This window comes from Georgenia yuyongxinii, from assembly GCF_006352065.1.
GTDB classification, from domain to species: domain Bacteria; phylum Actinomycetota; class Actinomycetes; order Actinomycetales; family Actinomycetaceae; genus Georgenia; species Georgenia yuyongxinii.
In genome coordinates this window covers 416439-439319 of record NZ_CP040915.1, presented here as the reverse complement: position 1 = coordinate 439319, position 22881 = coordinate 416439, and the positions used below count along the sequence as shown (strand labels likewise).

Sequence of the window (22881 nt, the reverse complement as noted above, 5' to 3'; positions counted from 1 at the left end):
GTGGGCGTTCGCCCAGCAGCTTGGCAGGTCGTTAGTGACCGTCGGTGGGCGTCCGGCCTGCCCGATCCGGGAAGTTTGTCGGGTCAGGACTTCTGTCCCAGTTTGTTCCGAATCCCGGCCATAGATTTCGGGTGTCGGCAGGAGATACCGGGCAACAGGTCCGGTGGCCGATACAGGATCCGGAAAGGACCCGTCATGAACTTCAAGCCCGCCAAGGTCACCGGGATCGTTGCGATCGTCGCAGGCATCATCTTCATCCTCGCCGGTGGGGTGACGTGGGGCCTGATCACCTCGAACCTGGCCGAGCAGAACATCACCGTCGCCGGGGACTCGAAGATGCTGCCCGGTGACGACGTCAACGGCCCCTTCTCCGCCTTCGCCGAGGCGCAGATCATCGACGAGCACGCCATGACCGCCACCGAGGGCCGCACGTACGCCGAGCTCGGCGGACTGGTCAAGGAGGCCGAGGCCGCCGGTGACACCGCCCTGGCCGAGGAGCTGCAGGGCCAGCGCACCACGGTCATGAACGCCTCGTTCCTGCGGGCCTCGCTGTTCACCTCGGTCGTCGCCTACGGCGTCGCCGCCCTGGTGATGGGCCTGGGCGTCATCCTCGCCGTCATCGGCTGGACCTTCACCGGCCTGGCCAAGACCGCCCCCGTGACCGCCGAGCGCAAGCCTGAGCTGGTCACCGCCTGAACGGGCCGGCCGGCGGGCCCGGCCCGGCACAGCGAAAGTCCCCGGAGAGGTCGCTCCTCCCGGGGGCTTTCGCCGTTCTGCAACCAGGCGGCGCGTCATGAACCAGCGGACGCGGCGGCGTGCGACAAGTCAGCGGACGCGGTCCAAGGCCCTGTCCAGAGAACACCAGGAAAGCGGGATATGGCGGAAAAGTGGTCCACGGCGTGAATTAGGCAATCCTTTCCTTCGTTGAAGATTCGCCGTTGTAGTGCTTTTCTGAGGAGCATGGTCCACACTCTCACCAGCCCCGCCTCGCCGGATCGCATGGCTGACAGTCGTGGCGGGTCCGGGCTGGCGCAGCGCCTGAACTGGCTTCGCGCCGGCGTGCTCGGCGCGAACGACGGCATCGTGTCCACGGCCGCGGTGGTGGTCGGCGTCGCCGGGGCGACCACGCTGACCGGGCCCATTCTGACGGCCGGCATGGCCGCCGTCGTCGGCGGGGCGATCTCGATGGCGCTGGGTGAGTACGTCTCGGTCTCCAGCCAGCGTGACAGCGAGCGCTCTCTGGTCGAGATCGAGCGGCAGGCGTTGACCGACGACCCCGACGGTGAGCTGGCCGACCTCGCGCGGGCCTACGAGGCCCGGGGTATCTCACCGAGGACAGCCCGCCAGGTCGCGGAGGAGCTCACCGCCCGCGACCCCCTCGAGGCCCAGCTCCGCGCCAAGCACAACCTCGACCTCGACGACGTCGTGAGCCCGTGGCACGCTGCCGTGGCCTCCGCCGTCGCCTTCACCATCGGTGCCGTGCTGCCGATGCTCGCCATCCTGCTGCCCCCGGAGCCGGTGCGGGTGCCCGTCACCTTTGCCGCCACCCTGGTCGCCCTCGCCCTCACCGGGACGATCGCCTCGTGGATCGGCGGCGGCTCGACGCTGCGTGCGGCCGCGCGGGTGGTCCTGGGCGGCGGTCTGGCGCTGGCCGCGACTTTCCTCATCGGCAGCCTCATCGGCACCACCGGGCTCGTCTGAGGCCGCCACCCCAGCCGCGGGCGTAGGGTCGGGGCCGTGCCGGTCCCGCCGTTCATCACCGCCCTGCGCTCGCACATCGGCACCTCGCTGCTGTGGCTACCCGGCGTGACGGGGGTCGTCCTCGACGACACCGACCGGGTGCTGCTCGGCCGGCGGGCCGACAACGGCCGCTGGGCGCTGCCGTCGGGGATTCTCGAGCCCGGGGAGCAGCCGGCCCGCGGGCTGGTTCGCGAAGTGGCTGAGGAAACCGGCGTCGACGTCCGCATCCACGCCCTGACTTCGGTGGGTGCGGGCGAGGAGGTCCGCTACCCCAACGGCGACCGCTCCCAGTACCTCGACCTCACCTTCTGGTGCGAACCCGTCGGCGGTGAGGCCCACGTGGCCGACGACGAGTCCCTCGCCGTGGCGTGGTACCCGCTGCACCAGCTCCCGGCGGACCTGACGGCCTCATCACGGGAGCGGCTGGGCCACGCCCTGGCATTCCGGGCCGACCCGACGGCCGGGCCCCACTTCACCCGCTGACGGCTCCGCCAACGCGACGGGACACGCCCGCGCGGTCACCCACACACGTGCGGCGGCGGCCAGGTGCGGCTCAGGAACGGGACGGGGCGAGCCTGGCGGCCCGCACCCGGAGCCCCCGCAAACGGCGAGGCGCCGCTCAGGTCAGCGCGGAAAACCGACGTCGGTAGCGCTGCGGGCTCAGCCCGCGGGTCTGCGCGAAGTGATGGCGCAGCACGGCGGGGGTGAAGCCGACGGCGGCGGCCACCCAGTCGACCGGGCGGTCGGTCTCCTCGAGGAGGTGCTCGGCCCGGTGCAGGCGCTGCGTGGTGACCCACGCGTGCGGGGTGGTGCCGGTCTCGGCCCGGAACCGGCGTGCGAAGGTGCGCGGGGACATCGCCGCGCGGCCCGCGAGCGCGTCCACGTCCAGTGGTTCGTCGAGGTGCTCGACGATCCAGGTCAGCACGGGGCCGAGGGTCTCGGCCTCAAGGTCCGGCACCGCGTTGCGGATGAACTGGGCCTGCCCGCCTTCGCGCTGCGGCGGCACGACCATGCGCCTGGCCACCTGGTTCGCGATCGCCGAGCCGAACTCCTTGCGCCACAGGTACAGGCTGGCGTCCACCCCGGCGGCCGTGCCGGCGCTGGTGAGGATCGGGTCGGCGTCGACGTAGAGCACCTCGGGCAGCACCTCGGCGGCGGGAAACCGCTCGGCCAGCTCCGCGGCAAACATCCAGTGGGTGGTGCACTGCCGGCCGTCGAGCAGCCCGGCCGCACCGAGCGCGAAGGCGCCCGAGCACACCGACATGATTCGCGCACCCCGGGCGTACGCCGCTTGGAGTGCCTCGACGACGTCGGAGGGCACCTCGTCGTGGCGCGGCACCGCCGGGACCACTACGAGGTCCGCCTCGGCCGCCCGGGCGAGGTCGTGCGGCACCTGCAGGCCGAAGCCGGCGTTGGTGGCCACGGCGCCGGGCCGTGGGGTGCAGACGGCGAAGTCGAACGTGGGCAGACCGTCCGCGGACCGGTCGGTCCCCCAGGCCTCGCAGACGACACCCAGCTCGAACGGGGCCACCCCGTCGTAGACGATCGCCGCGACGTTGGTGATCATGCAGGCATCCTGGCACAGGGTTGGCAGTAAATCGACGTAACCTGGCATATCTGCCACTCGTGGCAGGATCTGGTCGGTTGCATGCTTTCTGCCATGACATTCATCCTGGCCCTCGTGTTCCTGACCGCCGCCGCCTACCTCCTCCACGTGATCTGGCAGGACGACCGCGGGCACTCCTTCACCCACCGCCAGCCGCCACGCGGCGAGTACCTCTTCGGCGGAGATCCGTGGTCGCTCACCTGACGTAAACCGGACCTGCCCCTGTCTTGGGCCGGCTCGCGCTCTGACCGATTCCTCGAACGCTCACCGATTCGCCGTGCAGCACGCCGCGGAGCGCTTCCCGGTCCAGGCCCTCACCCGGCGCGGCCGCCGGAACCCTCAACCGAGACAGAGAGACGATGGACCTCTGGGACAAGACCGGCGCCGGTTCCGCGTGCTGACCGAGAGCGGCGCCACTTCGCGGCGGACAAGCCGGCGGGGCAGGCGCGGTGTCCCGGCGCCGGTGCGGCTGCGCGGGTTCGCGAGCCGTGTGGCGTTCGGCGAGGGCTGAGCGCCGGATCCTCACGCCCCCTCGGGCACGTCACGCTCGTCCGGGCCCACGTACTCGGCCAGCGGCCGCACCAATGTGTTGGCGGCCCGCTGCTCCATGATGTGCGCGGTCCAGCCCAGCACCCGGGCCGCCACGAACAGCGGGGTGAACACCCCCGGGTCGAACCCCATGAGGTGGTAGGCCGGGCCGGTGGCGTAGTCGAGGTTGGGCTCGATGCCGGTGCGCTCGCGCATCCCGGACTCCAGCGCGTCGAAGAGCTCGAGCACGTCCTGGCGCCCGAGGTGCTCCGCCAGCTCCACAAGTGCGGCGCGCATCGTCGGCACCCGGGAGTCGCCGTGCTTGTAGACCCGGTGCCCGAAGCCCATCACCTTATCCTTGCGGCCGAGCCGCGCGTCAAGCCAGGCGGGCACGTTCGCGGCCGTGCCGATCTCCGCGAAGTGGTGGATGACCTCCTCGTTCGCGCCACCGTGCAGCGGCCCCTTCAGAGCACCCACTGCTCCGGTGACGGCGGAGTGCAGGTCGGCGAGCGTGGAGGTGATGACCCGTGCGGCGAACGTGGAGGCGTTGAAGGAGTGTTCGGCGTAGAGGATCAGCGAGGTCTCGAACGCGCGCAGGGCCACGTCGTCGGGCACCTCGCCGAACGTCATCCACAGAAAGTTCTCCGCGTAGCCGAGGTCCGCGCGGGCCTCGAGCGGCGGCAGGGCGCGACGGCGTCGCTGGTCCAGGGCGATGACGGCCGGCAGGACGGCGAACAGCTGGAGGGCCTTGGACAGCTCGGCCTCCCGGGAGTGGTCTTCCGCCCGGGGGTGGTGCGCCCCGAGCACCGACACGGCGGTGCGGCACACGTCCATCGGGTGGCACGTCTTCGGCAGGGCCTCGACGGCGGTACGCACCTCCTCGGAGAGGAACCGCTCGGAGCGGCCCTCGGCGATGAGGACGGCGAGCTCGTCGGGCCCGGGCAGCTCCCCGTGCCAGAGCAGGTACGCCACCTCCTCGAGGGTGGACCGGGCGGCCAGCTGCTGGACGGGGTAGCCGCGGTAGAGCAAGGAGTTCGTCTCGGGGTTGACCTTGGAGATGGCGGTGACGTCGACGACGACGCCGGCCAGGCCCTTGTGGATCTCGGCGGCCACGGCTCAGCCCTCCGGCGTGTCGGGGCGGTAGGTGAAGATCTGGTCGTCGAAGGCGTTGTAGGCGGCGTAGTCGACCAGGTCGTACAGGCGGGCCCTGGTCTGCATCTCGGGGACGAGGTCCGCCTGGGTGCCTTGCGCGGCAAGCACCCCCAGCGCCCGCTCGGCCACCCCCATGGCCAGGCGCAGGAGGGTGACCGGGTAGATCACCAGCCGCACCCCGGCCTCGCCCAGCTGGCGAACGGTGAAGAGCGCGGAGCGGCCGAACTCGGTCATGTTGGCCAGCACGGGCACGTCGACGGACCGTGCGACAGCCTCGAACTCGGCCAGGTCGGCCATCGCCTCGGGGAAGACCATGTCGGCGCCGGCGTCGACGAGTGCCCGCGCGCGGGCGACGGTGCTGGCCAGTCCCTCGGCAGCCCGCACGTCCGTGCGGGCGATGATGAGGAAGTTGCCGTCCCGGCGGGCGTCCACGGCGGCGCGGATGCGTTTGACGGCGGTGGTGGTGTCGACCGTCTCCTTGCCGGCGAGGTGGCCGCACCGCTTGGGGTTGACCTGGTCCTCGATGTGGCACCCGGCCAGTCCGTTGTCCTCCAGGACCTGGATCGTGCGGGCCACGTTCATCGGCTCACCGAAGCCGGTGTCGGCGTCGACGATGGTGGGCAGCTCCGTCACCCGCGCCACCTGCCCGGCCCGCAGCGCGACCTCCGTCTGCGTGGTCAGGCCGATGTCGGGCAGTCCGAGGTCGGCGGAGAGCACGGCACCGGAGACGTAGACACCCTCGAAGCCGGCCTCCTCGATGAGCTTCGCGCTCAGCGGGTTGAACGCCCCGGGCAGGCGTAACGGCTGCTCGGCGGTGCTGAGCCGCTCACGAAGCGTCGCACGCTTGGCGGCGGGGCTGGTGCGGGCATGCAGCATCGGTGGTGCTCCCTTCCGGTCCACGGTGACCGTGCAGCGACGGCGGCCGCGGCAGCACACACATCATGCGCGCCGCACGCCCGGCGGGCACCCGCTGGCCGCCGTTCGACGTCACCGGCTGGATCTAGGCTCCGGACATGACCTCCTCCACGCCCGACGGCTGGCCACCACCCCCCTGGGAGCTGCGGCTGCGCGCCCACCAGGTCGAGCTCCCCGACTGGGCCGAGGACGCACCCGACCGTGCGTGCGTCGTCGCCACCGCGCGCGGGGTGCTGCAGGTCCACTCCTGGGACGCCCGGACCGGGCGCCTGGTCCAGGCCACCGACCGCCCGGAGGGCACCACCCTCACCACCATCGACCCGCGAGGGAACTGGGTGTGGTGGTTCGACGACACCGCCGGTGATGAGTTCGGCCGCTGGCGCCGTCAGCCCTTCGGCTCACCGCCGGGGCATGGCGTGCAGGACCCCATCCCCCTGCCCGACGCCTATCCCGCCGGGCTCCTGCTCGCCCGGGACGGCACCGCCGTCGTCGGCCGCAGCTCCGAGCAGGGCACCACCATCCACCAGGTCGTGATCGGGGTCAGCGAGCCCGGCACGGAACGGCTGGTGCTGCTGTACCGGCACGAGGCCGACGCCGAGGCGGCGGCACTGTCCCACGACGGCAACCTCGTGGCGGTCGAGCACGCCGAGCGCGGGGACAACCGGCACATGGCGCTGCGCGTGATCGCCACGGACACCGGCGCGGTGGTGGCGGACCTGGACGACGGGCCCGGCCGGGGGCTGACCGCGATCGAGTTCGCCCCGCGCGACGGCGATCTGCGCCTGCTCCTCGCGCACGAGCGCCGCGGACGTGCGGAGCTTGCCATCTGGGACCTGGGCACCGGGCTGGTGCACGACGTGCAGCTCCGCGAGCCCGGCGGCGGGCCGCTGCCCGGTGAGGTGACCGACGGTTGGTGGTACGCCGACGGCCGCACGCTGCTGGTCGCCGTCGACCACGAGGCGCGCACCCGCCTGTACCGGCATGTGCTCGCCAGCGGGGCCACGGTCCCGGTGGGCCCGGTGGACGGCACCGTCTCGGAGGCCGGTCCCCGACCCGACGGCGACGTATGGCTGCGCTGGTCCTCCGCGGCCACCCCGCGCACGCTCGTCTCGGCCTCCACGGGCCGGGAGATCATCAGCCCGCACGGCCTGCGGGCGGCGCCGTCGGTGCCGGCGCGCGATGTGTGGGCGGACGGTCCGGGCGGGCGGGTGCACGCGCTGCTGCGGCTGCCCCCCGAGGGCACGGGCCCGTTCCCGACGATCATGGACGTCCACGGCGGCCCGGCCTGGCACCGCTCGGACTCGTTCTCCTCGCACCTGGCGGCGTGGGCGGACCACGGCTTCGCCGTCGTGAGCGTCAACTACCGGGGGTCCACCGGCCTACGGGTCGGCGTGGCGCGACGCGCTGGAGGGCCGAGTGGGTCTGACCGAGCTGGAGGACATCGCCGCGGTGCACGACCTGCTGGTGGCCGATGGCGTGGTGGACCCGGCCCGGTCGGTGCTCGCGGGCTCGTCGTGGGGCGGCTTCCTCACCCTGCTCGGGCTCGGCACCCAGCCGGGGCGCTGGGCGGTGGGGCTCGCGGACGTGCCGGTGGCGGACTACGTGACGGCGTACCACGAGGAGATGCCCGACCTGCAGGCGTTCGACCGGTCCCTCTTCGGCGGCTCGCCCGCGGAGGTCCCCGAGGCGTACCGGGTGGCGAGCCCGCTGACGTACGTGGACGCCGTGCGGGCCCCGGTGCTCGTCATGGCCGGGGAGAACGACCCGCGCTGCCCGCTGGGGCAGGTGCTGAACTACGTGCGCGCCCTGCGTGCACGAACCGACTACCCGGGTGAGGTGGAGCTGTACACCTACGGCGCCGGGCACGGCTCGGTGGTGGACGACGAGGAGGTGGCGCAGCTGCGGCGCCAGCTCGACTTCGTGCGACGCCACCTGTAAGCCGGCCGGACGGCGCAGCCTCGGGCCCGTCAGGGCGCCAGCGACGCGACGCCGAGCCGGGTCAGTTCCTCACGGCCGTGCCGCACCTCGGCGCGGTCCATCTCCACGGTGGCACGGGTGCCGTCGATGGAGAGCGTCATGATGCCGTTGGTGAACCACGGGCCGTGCTCGAGGCGCCACGCGACGGGCACGTCGGCCACCCCAGCCAGCCGCGCCAACTTTCGCCAGGTGCGGCTGACCGGTGGCCACTCGATGACCTGGTGCGCGAGCCGGACCGCGCGGTGCATGGGGTTGCGGAACGGCGACATCGTCAGCTGGTGCACGGCGGTGCCGGGATGCCGGACACCGCGCAGCCGCACCCGGGCGGTGTAGGAGGAATGGATGTCACCCGAGAGCAGCAGGATGCTCGACGGCGGCTCGGGGGCCTCGACGGCGCGGCGGAGCAGATCGACCAGCTGGTCGAACGACGCCCGGAACGCCGCCCAGTGCTCCAGGTCGATGGCCCGGCGCAGACGTTCGGCCAGCCAGGCGGCGACCGGCCCCCACGCACGGTGGGAGGCGACCGCCTCGCTCCAGCCTTCCAGGTGGTGGATGCCGGCGGGCAGGAAGGCGGGCAGGGTGGTCCCCAGCAGCAGGTGCCCGATGCGCTCGCCGCCGGGCGGGGTCAGCGCGTGCTCGAGGACCCACGCCCACTCGGCGTCGTCGACCATGGCGCGGGCGTCCGGGTCGAGGCGCCGCGAGCAGCGGGAGTCGACGACGACGAGCCGGATGCCGAGCCCTCGGCCGCCGAAGTCGCGGAAGTAGCTCCACCGGGCGGTGTCCGGCTCGGCGTCCGTGCGCCACGCGAACTCGTCGAGCACCCGGGTGCGCGTGGCGTCGTCGTCGGTGGTGTGCATCGCGGCGAGCACCTCGTCCTCGGCGAGCTCACGCGGTGAGAGGTTGCCGAGGTGCTGGTAGACCCAGTACGACGCGAACGCGCCGGTGACACGGTCGCGCCACCACAGCTGCCGTTCCATCCGCTCGCGCCAGGCGCAGGAGGTGTTCCAGTCGTCGCGCAGGTCGTGGTCATCGAGGATCATGCAGCTCGGAACGGTGGAGAGGAGCCACCGCACCGCCGGCTGGGACCAGCTCTCTTGGTACAGCCAGGTGTACTCCTCGAAGTCGTGCACCTCACCCGGGACCTCGCGGCGGCCGCCGTCATGGCGGGTGCCGGCGTCCCGGCGTCCTGCGTCGTGGGCGTCCGTGTCCCGATGCGCAGCCTTCAGACGTGCGGTGAGCTCGGGTGAGGGATCGTCGGCGTAGATCTGGTCGCCGGCGAGGAACAGCGCATCGGGCCACTGCTCGTGGGGCGCGGTCGCCATCTTCCCGGCCAGCGCGACGAGGGCGTCGGCGCCGAACGTGCGCAGCGCCTCGGCGTCGTGCCCGGCGCTGCGCCGGCAGGAGCCGAAGGCCAGCCGGAGCCGCTGGTCGTGCCTGATGGTGCGGATGACGCTCGGCGGGAGCTCCTGGTCCGGCGCGGGCCAGGCCCTCACGCCGTCGAGACGCACCTCGTAGGGCAGGACGGCGGCCTCGGGCAAGCCCGTGAGGACCAGGAGGGCGTAGTGGTGTCCGTGCACGGACCAGGTGCGCTCGACGGCCTGCCGTCCGCCGGCGTGCAGGGTGGCCAGGCAGGGCCGGTCGGTCTCCACCCACACCGTGGCGCTGTCGGCGTCGACGAAGCGCAGCAGCGGGCCGAGCAGCAGGCGTGGTGGCTGCTCGGGTGGGCGCTCTCCGGGCGGCATCGAGGGTCGCGCGTCGATGGCGGGTCAGTCGCGGGCTGCGTTGTCGGTGGTGAGCCCGAGCCACCACCCGTCCGGGTCGGCGATCTCGGCCCACCAGCCCATGCCGTCCGCGATGAAGGTGCGGGGCTTGGTCACCGAGCCGCCCGCGGCCTCGACGGCAGCCAGAGTCGCCTCGAGATCGGTGACCAGGACGTAGACGCGGACGCCGGGCGCGGTCGGGCTGTCCGGTGGCGCCTTGTACAGACCCCCGACGAGAGCACCCCCGGCCTCGACGCCCGCGTAGTCCTCATCCTGGCCGAACGAGGAGAAGGTCCACCCGAACACGGTGCTGTAGAACACCTTGGCGCGGGCGACCTCGGTGACCGGCAGCTCCCACCACGTGACGGTGTTGGCCGACGGTGAGGTGCTCTCGGTCATGGCGGCTCCTTCGCTCGCGATGTGACGCCCAGCGTAGGGGCGGCGCGGTTTGGTGGCCAGGGGCCCGCTGGGCACGCCCCGGCGTCGCCTCGGCAGGCATGCTCCGGCGTTGCCGGCCACTATCCGGTCGCGGGGCACCCGACCCGGACCAAGGTCGTGGGACCAACGGCCGTGGGCTCAAAGGCCCCGATTCTGGGACGAACCGTTGCCTAGCGTGACTGGTACCGGCACCCCAGACCGGGTGCCCCAGCCGAGGAGCCAGTAGTGAACACCACCGCCATCGAGCAGCTCGTCGCTCGCGCCCAGGCGGCCCTGACGGACTATGCCCACCTGACGCAGGAGGACGTCGACCGCATCGTGAAGAAGGCCTCCGTGGCGGCGCTGAACCAGCACGGCGCGCTCGCCCGGGCCGCGGTGCAGGAGACCGGTCGTGGCGTCTTCGAGGACAAGGCCACCAAGAACATCTTCGCGTGCGAGAACGTCACCCACTCCATGCGCGGCCTGCGCACGGTCGGCGTCATCGCCGAGGACGAGCTCAGCGGGATCGTCGAGATCGCCGAGCCGGTGGGTGTCGTCGCGGGCGTCACGCCGGTGACGAACCCGACGTCGACGGCGATCTTCAAGGCGCTGATCTGCCTCAAGACCCGCAACCCCATCATCTTCGCCTTCCACCCGGGCGCCCAGGAATGCTCCGTCGCGGCCGCGCGCATCGTGCGGGACGCCGCGATCGAGGCCGGCGCCCCCGAGCACTGCGTGCAGTGGGTCGAGGAGCCGTCCATGGCGGCCACCAGCGCGCTGATGAACCACCCCGGTGTTGCGCTCATCCTCGCCACCGGCGGTAACGGCATGGTCCGCGCGGCATACAGCTGCGGCAAGCCCGCGCTCGGCGTCGGGGCGGGGAACGTCCCCGCCTACGTCCACGAAAGCGCAGACGTCGGCCGCGCCGTCACCGACCTGGTGATGTCCAAGGCGTTCGACAACGGCATGGTCTGCGCCTCGGAGCAGGCGGTGATCCTCGACGACGCCATTTACGACGACGCGCTCGCCGGCCTGCAGCGGCTGCACGCCTACCGCACGACGCCGGCAGAGAAGACGATGCTCGAGGAGTTCATCTTCGGGGTGGCCGCCGCCGCGGAAAACTGCGGCGAGGCCAAGCTCAACGCCGCCGTGGTCGGTCAGTCCCCGGTCTGGATCGCCCGGCAGGCCGGCTTCACCGTGCCGGAGGACACCTCGATCATCCTCGCCGAGGTCTCGGGGGTCGGGCCGCACGAGCCGCTGACGCGAGAGAAGCTGTGCCCGGTGCTGGCTGTGCTGCGCGCCACCTCCACCGAGCAGGGCATCCGCTACGCCGAGCAGATGGTCGAGCTCGACGGGCTGGGACACTCCGCCGTCATCCACGCCACCGACCAGGACCTCGTGCGTGAGTACGGCGCGCGGGTCAAGGCCGTGCGGATCATCGAGAACACCCCCTCCTCGCTCGGCGGGATCGGGGACGTCTACAACTCCTTCCTGCCCTCCCTCACGCTGGGCTGCGGCTCCTACGGCCACAACTCGGTGTCCAACAACGTCTCGGCGGTGAACCTCATCAACATCAAGCGCATCGGCCGACGCACCAACAACCTGCAGTGGTTCAAGGTCCCGGCGAAGACGTACTTCGAGCCGCACGCCATCCGGTACCTGTACGACATGGAAGGCATCAGCCGTGTGACCATCGTCACCGACGCCACCATGACGCGGCTCGGCTACGTGGACAAGGTGCTCGACGTCCTGGGCCGGCGCGGCAACCGTGTCGCGCTGCAGATCATCGACGACGTCGAGCCCGAGCCGTCGATCGCCACCGTCCGCCGCGGCGCGGAAAGCATGCGGGCCTTCCGGCCCGACACGATCATCGCCCTCGGTGGCGGCTCACCGATGGACGCGGCCAAGGTGATGTGGCTGCTCTACGAGCACCCCGAGGTCCGCTTCTCCGACCTGCGCGAGAAGTACCTCGACGTCCGCAAGCGGGCCTTCAGGTTCCCGCCGCTGGGCGAGCTGGCGAAGCTGGTGTGCATCCCGACCTCGTCGGGCACCGGCGCGGAGGTGACGCCCTTCGCCGTCATCTCCGACCCGCAGACGGGTTACAAGTACCCCCTGGCGGACTACGCGCTGACGCCGTCGGTGGCCATCATCGACCCCGAGCTGACGACCGACATGCCCTCGACCCTGGCAGCCGACTCCGGGTTCGACGCCCTCACCCACGCCACCGAGGCGTACGTGTCGGTCTACGCCAGCGACTTCACCGACGCCCTCGCCCTGCACGCCATCAAGATGGTCTTCGAACACCTCGCGACGTCGGTCAACGGCGCGCGTGAGGGCGCCCCGCGCCTGGAGCTCGCCAAGGCCCGCGAGAAGATGCACAACGCCTCCACGATCGCGGGTATGGCCTTCGGCAACGCGTTCCTGGGCATCGTCCACGCCATGGCGCACACCGTGGGCTCGACCTACAGCCAGGTGCACGGCCGCACCAACGCCGTGCTCCTGCCCCACGTCATTCGCTACAACGGGCAGGTGCCGACCAAGCTCAACAGCTGGCCGAAGTACGAGCGGTACATCGCGCCGGAGCGGTTCCAGGAGATCGCCGCCCACCTCGGCCTGCCGGCCGCCACGCCCGACGAGGCCGTGGAGTCCTATGCCCGGGCGGTCGAGCAGCTCCGGGCCGAGCTGGGAATGCCCGCCTCGTTCGCTCAGATGGGCATCGCCGAGACCGACTTCGTGCCCAACCTGGACGCGTTGGCCATGCGCGCCTTCGAGGACCAGTGCGCACCGGCGAATCCGCGCCTGCCGATGCTGGACGACATGAAGGACATCATGGAGGCCGCGTACTACGGCGTCAGCGCGGCGCAGGTGCGCGCAGACCGGGCAGCCGCCGCGGTCGCAGCCGACGGTGTGGTGGCCGACGGTGTGGGGACTAACAGTGTGGTGACCGAGGGTGTGGTGGCCGACGGCTCGTCGATCCCTGCCGGGGCGGCCGAGGAGGGCTGACCCCGCGCTATCGCGAGAACGCCCCCGCCCTGCTGGGCGGGGGCGTTCCGATGACATCTCACCGAGAGGATGACATCTCGGCGATATTGGCTCAGGCGGGGACGAGCTCCTTCGCGAGCAGCTCGGCGATCTGGACGGTGTTCAGCGCCGCACCCTTGCGCAGGTTGTCGTTGGCGACGAACATCGCCAGGCCGCGCCCGCCGGGCACGGACTGGTCGGTGCGGAGGCGCCCCACGAAGCTCGGGTCCGCGCCGGCGGCCTGCAGCGGCGTCGGCACGTCGGACAGCTCCACCCCCGGCGCGTCGGCGAGCAGCTCGCGGGCGCGCTCCGGGGAGAGCGGATGGGCGAACTCGGCATTGATGGACAGCGCGTGACCGGTGAACACCGGCACCCGCACGCAGGTGCCGGCCACGGCGAGCTCGGGCAGCTCGAGGATCTTGCGGGACTCGTCGCGCAGCTTCTGCTCCTCGTCGGTCTCCCCGGAGCCGTCGTCGACGAGCGCCCCGGCCAGGGCGACGACGTCGAACGCGATGGGCGCGACGTACTTGACCGGCTCGGGCAGCGTGATGGCCGAGCCGTCCAGGGCCAGCTTGGCGAAGTCCTGCTCGACGGCGGCGCGCACCTGACCCTCGAGCTCCTGCACGCCGGCCACGCCAGAACCGGAGACGGCCTGGTAGGTCGAGACGACCAGGCGCTCCAGGCCGGCCTCGGCGTCGAGCACCTTCAGGATCGGCATCGCGGCCATGGTGGTGCAGTTCGGGTTGGCGATGATGCCCTTGGGGCGGTTCGCCATGGCGTGCGGGTTGACCTCGGAGACCACCAGGGGCACCTCGGGGTCCTTGCGCCACGCGGAGGAGTTGTCCACGACAACGGCGCCGGCGGCGGCGAACTTGGGGGCGTACTCCTTCGACGCGGCGCCGCCGGCGGAGAAGATCGCGATGTCGATGCCGGCGAGGTCCGCCGTCGCGACGTCCTCGACCACGACCTGCGCGCCCCGGAACGGCAGCGTCTTGCCCGCCGACCGGGCGGAGGAGAAGAAGCGCACCGCGGTGGCCGGGAAGTCACGCTCCTCGAGGAGCGTGAGCATGACGCCACCCACCTGTCCGGTCGCGCCGACGACGGCGACGGTCAGGCCCGGGGTAGCGGGTGCCTGCTGGTCAGATGCGGTGGTGGTCATCGTCCGGTCCCTCCGTAGACAACGGCCTCGGTCTCTTCAGCGTCGAGGTCGAATGCGGTGTGCACGGCACGGACAGCGGCGTCGAGGTCCTGCGCGCGGGTGACCACGGAGATGCGGATCTCCGAGGTCGAGATCATCTCGATGTTGATGCCGGCGGCCGACAGCGCGCCGAACAGCTTGGCGGACACGCCCGGGTGGGTGCGCATGCCGGCGCCGACCAGCGAGAGCTTGCCGATCTGGTCGTCGTAGCGCAGCTCGTCGTACTGCAGGCGGTCGCGGGCGCCCTCGATCGCCTTCAGGGTGGCTGGGCCGTCCGCCTCGGGCAGCGTGAAGGAGATGTCCGTAAGGCCGGTGGCCTGGGAGGAGACGTTCTGCACGATCATGTCGATGTTCGCGTCGGCGGCGGCCACCACCTCGAACAGGTGCGCGGCGGTGCCCGGGACGTCCGGCACGCCGACGACGGTGATCTTGCCCTGGCTGCGGTCGTGCGCGACGCCGGAGATGATCGGGTCTTCCATGGCTTCCTCCTCCTGGTCACCGACGTGTGCGTCGGCGACCCAGGTGCCTTGCTTGTTGGAGAACGACGAGCGGACGTGCAGCGGGACGTTGTAGCGGCGGGCGAACTCGACGGCGCGCAGGTGCAGGATCTTCGCGCCGTGGGCGGCCAGCTCGAGGGTCTCCTCGTAGGTGATGCGCTGCACGCGCCGGGCGTTCGGGACGATGCGGGGATCGGCCGTGAAGAGGCCGTCGACATCGGTGTAGATCTCGCAGACGTCGGCGTCCAGGGCGGCGGCGAGTGCGACGGCGGTGGTGTCGGAGCCGCCGCGGCCCAGGGTGGTGACGTCGTTGTGCTCGTTGACGCCCTGGAAGCCGGCCACGATGGCGACCTGGCCGTCCTTGATCGCGCGGACGATCCGCTCGGGGACGACCCCCACGATGGAGGCCTTGCCGTACCGGGTGTCCGTGCGCAGGCCGGCCTGCTGACCGGTGTAGGACCGGGCCCGGGCGCCCTGCTCGTGGATGGCCATCGCGAGCAGCGCCATGGAGATGCGCTCACCGGCCGTGAGGAGGATGTCCATCTCCCGCGCGGGGGCGTCCTCGGTGATCTGGCCGGCGAGGTCGAGCAGCTCGTCGGTGGTGTCGCCCATCGCGGAGACCACGACGACGACGTCGTTGCCGGCCTCCTTGGTCTCGACGACCCGGCGGGCGACGCGCTGGATGCTGGCGGCGTCGGCGACGGACGAGCCGCCGAACTTCTGCACGACGAGGGCCACAGGATTGCTCCGGGAGAGGGGGGTGCGCGGCGGCGCGGGGGTGCCGCCGGCGGCTGACCCGAGCCATTCTAGGTGCGTCTCACGCTCCGGTCACCGGCGGATCCGGATGATGGACGGCGCGGGACGCGCACGAGCAAGGGTCGCCGGCGTCGTGCGGGGCTCAGAACCAGTACTGCTGGGCGGTCTGCCACCCCAGACGGACGACGAGGGCACCGACGACCACGACGAAGATCACACGGACGAAGGCGCTGCCGCGAGCCACGGCCATACGGGCGCCGGTGTAGGCCCCGACGAGGTTGGCCGCCCCGACGATCAGGCCGAGCGACCAGATGACCGCGCCGTGCGGCACGAAGAAGACCAGGGCGCCGAGGTTGGTGGCGAAGTTGACGATCTTCGCGATTGCTGAGGCGGGCAGGAACGCGTAGCCGAGCACCCCGACCAGGGCGATCACGAGGAAGCTGCCGGTGCCCGGGCCGAGCACGCCGTCGTAGGCGCCGATGACCAGGCCGAGCCCTAGGGCTGCGCCGACGTGCCGGTGCCCTTCCCAGCGCAGCTCGGTGGTGCGGCCGACCTTGGGCCGCGCCAGGGTCCAGGTGGCGACCGCCAAGCACGCGAGCAGGATGATCGGCGTGAAGGCCTCGGCGGGGATGCGGCTGGCCACGGCGGCGCCGCCGATCGCCGCGACGAAGGCGGCGGCGGCCATGGGAGCTGCCGTGCGGAGGTCTGGGCCCACCAGGCGGTAGTAGGTGATGGCACTGGTCGACGTGCCCATGATCGACCCGACCTTGTTCGTGGCGAGCGCCTGCAGCGGGCTCACGCCCGGCATGAGCAGCAGCGCGGGCAGCTGGATCAGGCCACCCCCGCCGACGACGGCGTCGACCCAGCCTGCCGTGAGTCCCGCGACGACGAGGAGGAGGATGGCGAGGGCATCGATCTCGGGTGGCACCCGCGTATCTCATCACGACGGCCGGGTGTGCCTCCGCAGTCGACCGCCCGCGCCGACGCTGCGGGCTCCGGTGCGGGTGGTCAGGACTCGACGCGGCGGCGGCCCTCGAAGGCTCGGCCGAGGGTGACCTCGTCCGCGTACTCGAGGTCGCCGCCGACCGGCAGGCCGGAGGCGAGCCGGGAGACGGCGACGCCCACCCCGCGCAGCATCCGGGCGAGGTAGGTGGCAGTGGCCTCCCCCTCGATGTTCGGGTCGGTGGCCAGGATGACCTCCTCGACCACGCCGTCGGCCAGACGCGTCATGAGCTCGCGGATGCGCAGATCGTCCGGGCCGACGCCGTCGATGGGATTGATGGCCCCACCGAGCACGTGATAGCGGCCGCGGAACTCACGCGTACGTTCGATCGCGACGACGTCCTTCGCCTCCTCGACCACGCAGAGCACGGTGGGGTTGCGGCGCGGGTCCTCGCAGATGCGGCAGCGCGGCCCCTCGGAGACGTTGCCGCAGACCTCGCAGAAGCGGACGCGTTCCTTGACCTGGGTCAGGGCGTTGACGAGGCGGGCGACGTCCTCCGCCTCGGCGGAGAGGATGTGGAACGCGATGCGCTGGGCGCTCTTGGGCCCCACGCCCGGAAGGCGGCCGAGCTCGTCGATGAGGTCCTGGACGGCACCCTCGTAGATGCCGGCCACCTACATCGCCCCCTGGGGCGGCACGGTGAGCTCCTCGATCACGGTGCCCCCCAGGACCTTGGCCACCAGGGGCGCGCCGACCATGCCGGACCCCTCGGCGTCGGGGTCGTCCAAGGAGGCGACGTCGTCGGCCGGGGAGACCGTGGGGCGGGGTACGGGCACGGTCGGGGCCGACGGTGCGGACCCGAAAGGAGCCGTGGGGGCCGAGCCAAGCTCGGCCGAGGCGGCAGCGGACCCGGACCCGGCGCCGGTGAACGCGACGGCCGGAGCGTCATCGAAGCCGGCGGCGGGGCCGGGGTCGTCGTCGGTGGGCTCGGGCGGGAGGGGGTAGTCGTCCTCGGGTGCGGGCTGCCCCGCAGCCGCAGGGCCACCGGTACGACCAGGACGCGTGGCGGCGGCACCGGTACGACCATGGCGCGTGGCGGCGTCACCGGCGGACGGCGCGGGCCGCGACGGCGGTCCGGCGTCGGCCGGGGAGCCGGCGCTGGGCGGCGTCGCAGATCCGGCCGAGGGCGGCGACGCCCAGCTCGCCCGGGCGTTGGTGACCGCGCTCGGCGGGGTGACGGCGGTCGGGACGCTGCCCGGCGTGGCGGTGCCGCCCGGCACTGTGCCCGGACCCGCGGGCGCGGCCCGGCCGGCCAGGGCGGGCCCACCGGCACCGTCGCTGGAGACGGCCTCGATGCGGGCCCGGACCCCGAGGGTCTCGGCGAGGGCCTGCTGGACGGCGCCCGCGTGCGAGCCGTTCCGGAAGGCGGTGGCCAGGCCCGGGGTGCTGAACACCAGTCGCAGGACCCCGCCGGAGAGTTCGCCCACGTGCGCGTTCTGCGACACCAGCGTCCACGTGGCGCGCTTCATCCGCGCCAGCGTGGCGACGACCTCGGACCAGCGGTTGCGCACCATCTCCGCATCCGCACCGGAGTCCTCCGAGCGGGCCGGGGCCTGCGCGGTCGCGGCAGCCGAGGCACCGGGGGCAGCACCGGCGGCTCCAGCAGCACCGGGAGCACCGGGAGCACCGGCCTGACGCTGGGGCGCGTCGGGGCGACTGGTGGGTCCTGCGGTGGGGGTCGCGGCGGGCGGGCGGGCAGCGCCGGGCCGGCCGCCCTGCGGCGCTCCCTGAGCAGCGGGCCGGGAAGAGGCCGGGGCCGATGTGGGGCCGCCCTGGACGGGGCTAGCGCCAGCCGTCGGAACGGCACCGGAGGGCGCAGGTGCGGCCGCAGGGGCGGCCGACTCTGCGAGGGCGGTCACGGGGACCGCGGACGCGGCAGGGGCTGCGGCCGCGGACGACGCGGCAGGTGAGGGCGCCGGGGTCATCGACGCGGGAACCGCGGCTGCCACCGGGGGGACCGACACCCCGCTCGTGACCTGCTGCTCGAGACGGTCCAGGCGGGCGCCGTAGCCAGCATCGGCATCGTCGGCGCCGGGCAGCAGGATCCGCGCGCACAGCAGCTCCAGCTGCAGGCGCGGGGAGGTGGCCCCGGTCATCTCGGTGAGAGCGGCATTGACCAGGTCCGCCGCCCGGGTGACCTGGCCTGCCCCCAGGTGCTGGGCCTGGGCGCGCATCCGGTCGAGCTGGTCGGCAGGCACGCCACGCAGCGCGGCCGCCGCGTGCTCACCGGCCAAGGCGATGACGACGAGGTCACGCAGCCGCTGCAAAAGATCCTCGACGAACCTACGCGGGTCGTGCCCGGATCCGATCACCCGGTCGACCACCCGGAACAGGCTTGCGCCGTCTCGCGCGGCGACGGCGTCGACGACGTCGTCGAGCAGCGCCGCGTCGGTGTACCCGAGCAGGGCGACCGCGCGGTCGTAGTCCAGCACGCCGTCCTGCGCGCCGGCGATGAGCTGGTCGAGCACCGAGAGGGTGTCGCGCACCGATCCACCGCCGGCGCGCACGACCATCGGCAGCACCCCGCCGCCGACCCGCACGCCCTCGCTGGCGCACAGCTGCTCGAGGTACGCGAGCAAGTTCTCGGGCGGCACCAGGCGGAACGGGTAGTGGTGGGTACGCGACCGGATGGTCCCGATGACCTTGTCGGGCTCCGTCGTCGCGAAGATGAACTTCACGTGGGACGGCGGCTCTTCGACGAGCTTGAGCAAGGCGTTGAAGCCCTGCGGCGTCACCATGTGCGCCTCGTCGAGGATGAAGATCTTGAACCGGTCCCGCGCGGGGGCGAAGCTGGCACGCTCGCGCAGCTCACGAGCGTCGTCGACACCGTTGTGGCTCGCGGCGTCGATCTCGACCACATCGAGGGAGCCGGTACCGCCGCGGGCCAGCTCGACGCAGGAGTCGCAGGTGCCGCAGGGGGTGTCGGTCGGACCCTCGGCGCAGTTCAGGCAGCGCGCGAGGATGCGGGCGGAGGTGGTCTTGCCGCAGCCGCGTGGCCCGGAGAAGAGGTAGGCGTGGGTCACCCTGTCCGCACGTAGCGCGGCCATCAGCGGCTCGGTCACGTGCTCCTGACCGATGACCTCTTGGAAGGTCTCCGGCCGGTAGCGGCGGTACAGGGCTGTCGTCACAAATCTGACCCTAGCTGGGGGCACCGACACGTGGCACACGCGCTGGCCGGGCCGGTGGATGGGCACAAAGGGACCCCCCGCGCACCCGCCAGAGCTCACCTACCCTTGCTGCCTTCCGGCCCTGGGGGAGTTCGGCAAGATGACGCCGCACGAGGGGTCGGCCTTCAGTCTAACCGACCCGTCCGGGCAGCATGGACGCATGTGACCGAGGTGGCCGCGCCCGCATGATGAGGCAACCGGCGAGCCGCGCCACGGACGAACGGCGAGCCTGCGCCACGGACACGGACACCTCCTGGTGACCAAGAGCACGCGCCGAACGTGTGCCTTGGTGGTCGAGGCCGTGGGGACCGTCGGGTATCCTCGAAACTCGAAAGTCCGCCGCGAGGCGTCTTTCCCAGGAGGATTCGCCTAGTGGCCTATGGCGCACGCTTGGAAAGCGTGTTGGGTGCAAGCCCTCGGGGGTTCGAATCCCCCATCCTCCGCCAGTGCCGAAGGGCCTCTGACCCGCGATAGCCCCGGTCAGAGGCCCTTCGCCGTCCCACCGGCCCTCCAGCAGGGCCCGGCAGCACGACGCGGCGCATGGCCGTGACGAGGCAGTTCCGGAAGCGGCGTAACAGGCCGTCGCGGCGCCCCGGCCGCGGCCCCGTCGGGAGCGCATGCCCACCCCGCCGCGCGGCACGCAAGGCCCCGCCGCGCCAGAGCGACACGCTCACGTGACAGGCCCCACATCCACAGGGGGTAGACCCTCCGATAAACACCTCGTTATCGTTCTGTGACATTCCAGGACGGCGTCCCTCATAAACCCCGAGGTTGAGACCCGCCCCGACCGGCCCCTACGTGGGGCAAACCAGCCCCCCTAAGGGGCGAGATCCTCCCGTGGAGGCCCCCAACCCATGTCGAGCCGTACCCAGCCCCAGTCGGCGCCACTGACCCGTCGCGAGATCCGTAAAGCCCAGCGGGCCCACGAGCCCAAGCTGCGCTCCCTCCAGGCTTTCGCGAGCCAGCTCGCCCGGAGGCCCGCCGACGCGGACACGGGCGACGACGCCCCGACCGTGGTCTTCTCCACCGCCGGCCAGCAGCCCCGCCGCCGCGACCTGCGCCTGGCCGAGGGGGCGACCGCCGTGCACTCGCGGCTCACCCCGCGCTCCACGATGCTCGGTGTCCTCGGAGCTCTTGCGCTCGTCGCACCGATCACCGGTGTGGCCCAGTACGTCGACCACGCCGCTGCGGCCACCGTAGGCACCGAGAAGAACGTGCTCGCGCCGCTGGACGCGAACGCGGTCGCCGTTGCGACGCCGGAGACCCTCACCGAGGACCCCGTCGCCATCGCCCGCGCCGAGGCGGCGGCCGCCGCCTCCCGGGCCGCCGAGCGCGAGGCCCTCGAGAAGGCCGAGGCCGAGGCTGCCGCCAAGAAGGCCGCCGAGGAGAAAGCCGCTGCCGAGAAGGCGGCGGCGGACGCCGCCCGCCAGGTCGTCGTGCCCCTCCCCGCCGGCACCTTCCGGAACACCTCCGGCTACGGCGGTCGCAACGACCCGCTCGGCCGGGGCGCCGCCTACTCGTACCACCTCGGGACCGACTTCGCCGCCCCGCGGAACACGCCGATCCACGCCGCGGCTGCGGGCACCGTCGTGCACGCCGGCGCCGGCAAGGACGGCCGTTCGAGCAACCTGGTCGTCATCGAGCACAACATCGGCGGCGAGACCTTCTACACCTGGTACGTCCACATGTACAACGACGGCGTGTACGTCTCCGCCGGCCAGAAGGTTGCGGCCGGCGAGGTCATCGGCGGGGTCGGCTCGAACGGCAACTCCACCGGCAACCACCTGCACTTCGAGGTGCATCTCGCCGACGACTCGACCATCGAGCCGCTCGCGTGGCTCCAGCAGCACGGCGCGAAGGACGTCAGCCAGCTCTGACGCGCGCAACAGGCTCGCAGCGCATGGCCCCGTCTTCAGGACGGGGCCATGCGCTTTTCCGGCTGCAATTACATGCCGTTTTCCCCGGGAATCCGCGGATCCGCCGCCCCCCACAACGCCGTGACCAAAACGTGACATAGACGCCCGGATGCGGGTAGCGTCACACTCGCTTTCCGGATTTCCCATTCCGGAAGCCTCCGGGCGGGACGCCGAACCCTGCCACCCACCCGGGGCCCACGGACACGTGGCAGGGACGGGGGACCCATCGTTTTCCGGTCCTGGACAACCAGGACCTTGGGGTGAAGTGCGGCCATGGCGGCGCACCGGGTGTTCTCCCACCCGAACCCGACAGCTCACCCCGAAGGCGGCAGGAGAGGCCCTCCGTGACGAACTGCACTGATGCGCGCCCTGAAACGGTGCGCCAACCCTCCACGTCCTCGTTCGCCAAGACCAGCAGCACGACCAGCACGAGCAGCACCGCCCGACGCAGCATCGCCGTTGCCGCCGCCTCGGGTCTGATCCTCACCCTCGCAGCGGGGACCGCCGAGGCGGAGCCGGCACCCGTCAAGGCCGACATCTTCGCCGCTGCGGATGCCACCGCCGTCAGGGTCTCCACCCCCACGGTCACGGTGCCCGCGGACCTGACCTGGAGTGTGGCGTCCGTCGACGCCGTCGCCACACCCCCGCCCCCGCCGCCGCCCCCGGAGCCGGAGCCGGAGCCGGTGCTCGCGGTCAACCGGGGCACGCACGCGGCGTCGCGCTCCGGGGAGCGCGCCACCTTGGCGTCAGCGGCCGCCCCTGAGGCGGCTGCCGCAGCCGCGCCCGCCGCAGCCCCGGCCGCCGCCCCCGCCGCGGCAGCACCGGCGCCGTCCGCCTCCTCGAGCGCGGTAGTCAACTACGCCCGCCAGTTCGTGGGCACCCCGTACGTGTACGGCGGCGCCACCCCGGCCGGCTTTGACTGCTCGGGCTTCACCAGCTACGTCTTCGCCCACTTCGGCGTCACGCTCCCCCGGTCCTCCGGCGCCCAGAGCGGCGCCGGCACGGTGGTCTCCGCGTCCGAGGCCGCGCCCGGTGACCTTGTCTGGTGGCCCGGGCACGTCGGCATCTACACCGGCAACGGCAACCACATCGCGGCTCGGAACCCCGGCACCTCGTTGGCCGAGACGCCGCTCTACCGCGCCAACCCGACCTTCATCCGGGTGATGTGAGGCTGCTGTCCGGTGCCCGGCCCACGGGCACCGGACAGCTCCCGGGCTTTCGGCAGTCC

The 22881-nt window shown here is 72.2% G+C and carries 19 protein-coding genes, 1 tRNA gene, 1 other RNA gene and 1 riboswitch; of the genes, 9 read left to right on the top strand and 12 right to left on the bottom strand.

Annotated features, from left to right (window positions below):
• Positions 1-195: 195 nt before the first annotated feature.
• The 3 genes from FE374_RS01950 (at position 196) to FE374_RS01940 (ending at position 2223) form a co-directional block, all read left to right on the top strand.
• Positions 196-696 carry an aromatic ring-opening dioxygenase LigA gene (locus FE374_RS01950; protein ID WP_139926994.1) on the top strand — a complete coding sequence of 167 codons (501 nt, stop codon included), beginning with the start codon at positions 196-198 and terminating at the stop codon, positions 694-696.
• Between the two features lie 303 nt (positions 697-999).
• Positions 1000-1701: a VIT1/CCC1 transporter family protein gene (locus FE374_RS01945; RefSeq protein ID WP_223173619.1), complete on the top strand. Its 702-nt coding sequence runs from the start codon at positions 1000-1002 to the stop codon at positions 1699-1701.
• 36 nt (positions 1702-1737) lie between these two features.
• Complete coding sequence (locus tag FE374_RS01940; protein ID WP_139926992.1) at positions 1738-2223, top strand: NUDIX hydrolase; 486 nt, start codon at positions 1738-1740, stop codon at positions 2221-2223.
• Positions 2224-2359: 136 nt separating this feature from the next.
• On the opposite strand, the gene FE374_RS01935 is transcribed toward FE374_RS01940, so the two are convergent.
• Positions 2360-3307: a GlxA family transcriptional regulator gene (locus FE374_RS01935; protein WP_139926991.1), complete on the bottom strand. Its 948-nt coding sequence runs from the start codon at positions 3305-3307 to the stop codon at positions 2360-2362.
• Positions 3308-3400: 93 nt separating this feature from the next.
• Here FE374_RS01935 and FE374_RS19030 point away from each other — a divergent pair, with 93 nt between their 5' ends.
• On the top strand, positions 3401-3550 hold the full coding sequence (locus FE374_RS19030; protein ID WP_168205540.1) for a hypothetical protein: 150 nt from the start codon (positions 3401-3403) through the stop codon (positions 3548-3550).
• A 318-nt stretch (positions 3551-3868) separates the two neighbouring features.
• Here FE374_RS19030 and FE374_RS01930 read toward each other — a convergent pair whose 3' ends face one another.
• The 3 genes from FE374_RS01930 to FE374_RS19445 form a co-directional block, all read right to left on the bottom strand.
• Positions 3869-4987: a bifunctional 2-methylcitrate synthase/citrate synthase gene (locus tag FE374_RS01930; protein WP_139926990.1), complete on the bottom strand. Its 1119-nt coding sequence runs from the start codon at positions 4985-4987 to the stop codon at positions 3869-3871.
• A gap of 3 nt (positions 4988-4990) precedes the next feature.
• A complete protein-coding gene (gene prpB, locus FE374_RS01925) occupies positions 4991-5902 on the bottom strand; it encodes a methylisocitrate lyase (RefSeq protein WP_139926989.1) in 912 nt (303 codons plus the stop codon).
• 437 nt (positions 5903-6339) lie between these two features.
• Positions 6340-6924: a hypothetical protein gene (locus FE374_RS19445; RefSeq protein WP_223173618.1), complete on the bottom strand. Its 585-nt coding sequence runs from the start codon at positions 6922-6924 to the stop codon at positions 6340-6342.
• Between the two features lie 433 nt (positions 6925-7357).
• Here FE374_RS19445 and FE374_RS19440 point away from each other — a divergent pair, with 433 nt between their 5' ends.
• The gene (locus FE374_RS19440) at positions 7358-7879 is read left to right on the top strand and encodes an alpha/beta hydrolase family protein (RefSeq protein WP_230978424.1); all 522 of its coding nucleotides are present in this window, start codon (positions 7358-7360) and stop codon (positions 7877-7879) included.
• Positions 7880-7908: 29 nt separating this feature from the next.
• Here the strand turns inward: FE374_RS19440 and FE374_RS01915 are convergent, their stop codons facing one another.
• Positions 7909-9660, bottom strand: coding sequence for a DUF7800 domain-containing protein (locus FE374_RS01915; RefSeq protein ID WP_139926988.1), 1752 nt, complete (start codon positions 9658-9660; stop codon positions 7909-7911).
• Between the two features lie 24 nt (positions 9661-9684).
• Entirely contained in the window at positions 9685-10077 is a 393-nt protein-coding gene (locus tag FE374_RS01910; RefSeq protein ID WP_139926987.1) for a VOC family protein, read from the bottom strand.
• 264 nt (positions 10078-10341) lie between these two features.
• Between FE374_RS01910 and adhE the strand changes: the two genes are divergently transcribed.
• A complete protein-coding gene (gene adhE, locus FE374_RS01905) occupies positions 10342-13098 on the top strand; it encodes a bifunctional acetaldehyde-CoA/alcohol dehydrogenase (RefSeq protein WP_139926986.1) in 2757 nt (918 codons plus the stop codon).
• Between the two features lie 91 nt (positions 13099-13189).
• On the opposite strand, the gene FE374_RS01900 is transcribed toward adhE, so the two are convergent.
• From FE374_RS01900 to ffs, 6 genes are all read right to left on the bottom strand, one after another.
• Complete coding sequence (locus FE374_RS01900) at positions 13190-14275, bottom strand: aspartate-semialdehyde dehydrogenase (RefSeq protein ID WP_139926985.1); 1086 nt, start codon at positions 14273-14275, stop codon at positions 13190-13192.
• Positions 14272-15549: an aspartate kinase gene (locus tag FE374_RS01895; protein WP_139926984.1), complete on the bottom strand. Its 1278-nt coding sequence runs from the start codon at positions 15547-15549 to the stop codon at positions 14272-14274. The genes FE374_RS01900 and FE374_RS01895 overlap by 4 nt, the downstream gene beginning before the upstream one ends.
• Before the next feature lie 160 nt (positions 15550-15709).
• Positions 15710-16495 (bottom strand): TSUP family transporter, encoded by a 786-nt coding sequence (locus FE374_RS01890; RefSeq protein ID WP_139926983.1) that lies wholly within the window; start codon positions 16493-16495, stop codon positions 15710-15712.
• An 80-nt stretch (positions 16496-16575) separates the two neighbouring features.
• Entirely contained in the window at positions 16576-17175 is a 600-nt protein-coding gene (gene recR, locus FE374_RS01885; RefSeq protein ID WP_139931237.1) for a recombination mediator RecR, read from the bottom strand.
• Positions 17176-17184: 9 nt separating this feature from the next.
• Positions 17185-19698, bottom strand: coding sequence for a DNA polymerase III subunit gamma and tau (locus tag FE374_RS01880; protein WP_139926982.1), 2514 nt, complete (start codon positions 19696-19698; stop codon positions 17185-17187).
• Between the two features lie 65 nt (positions 19699-19763).
• An RNA gene (gene ffs, locus FE374_RS01875) (signal recognition particle sRNA small type) lies at positions 19764-19860 on the bottom strand.
• Between the two features lie 235 nt (positions 19861-20095).
• On the opposite strand from ffs, the gene FE374_RS01870 reads away from it, so the two are divergent.
• From FE374_RS01870 to FE374_RS01860, 3 genes are all read left to right on the top strand, one after another.
• A tRNA-Ser gene (locus tag FE374_RS01870) sits at positions 20096-20183 on the top strand.
• Between the two features lie 408 nt (positions 20184-20591).
• Positions 20592-21614, top strand: coding sequence for a M23 family metallopeptidase (locus FE374_RS01865; RefSeq protein ID WP_139926981.1), 1023 nt, complete (start codon positions 20592-20594; stop codon positions 21612-21614).
• A 207-nt stretch (positions 21615-21821) separates the two neighbouring features.
• A riboswitch (cyclic di-AMP (ydaO/yuaA leader) is annotated at positions 21822-21991 on the top strand.
• A gap of 39 nt (positions 21992-22030) precedes the next feature.
• Entirely contained in the window at positions 22031-22822 is a 792-nt protein-coding gene (locus FE374_RS01860; protein WP_139926980.1) for a C40 family peptidase, read from the top strand.
• Positions 22823-22881 lie beyond the last annotated feature (59 nt).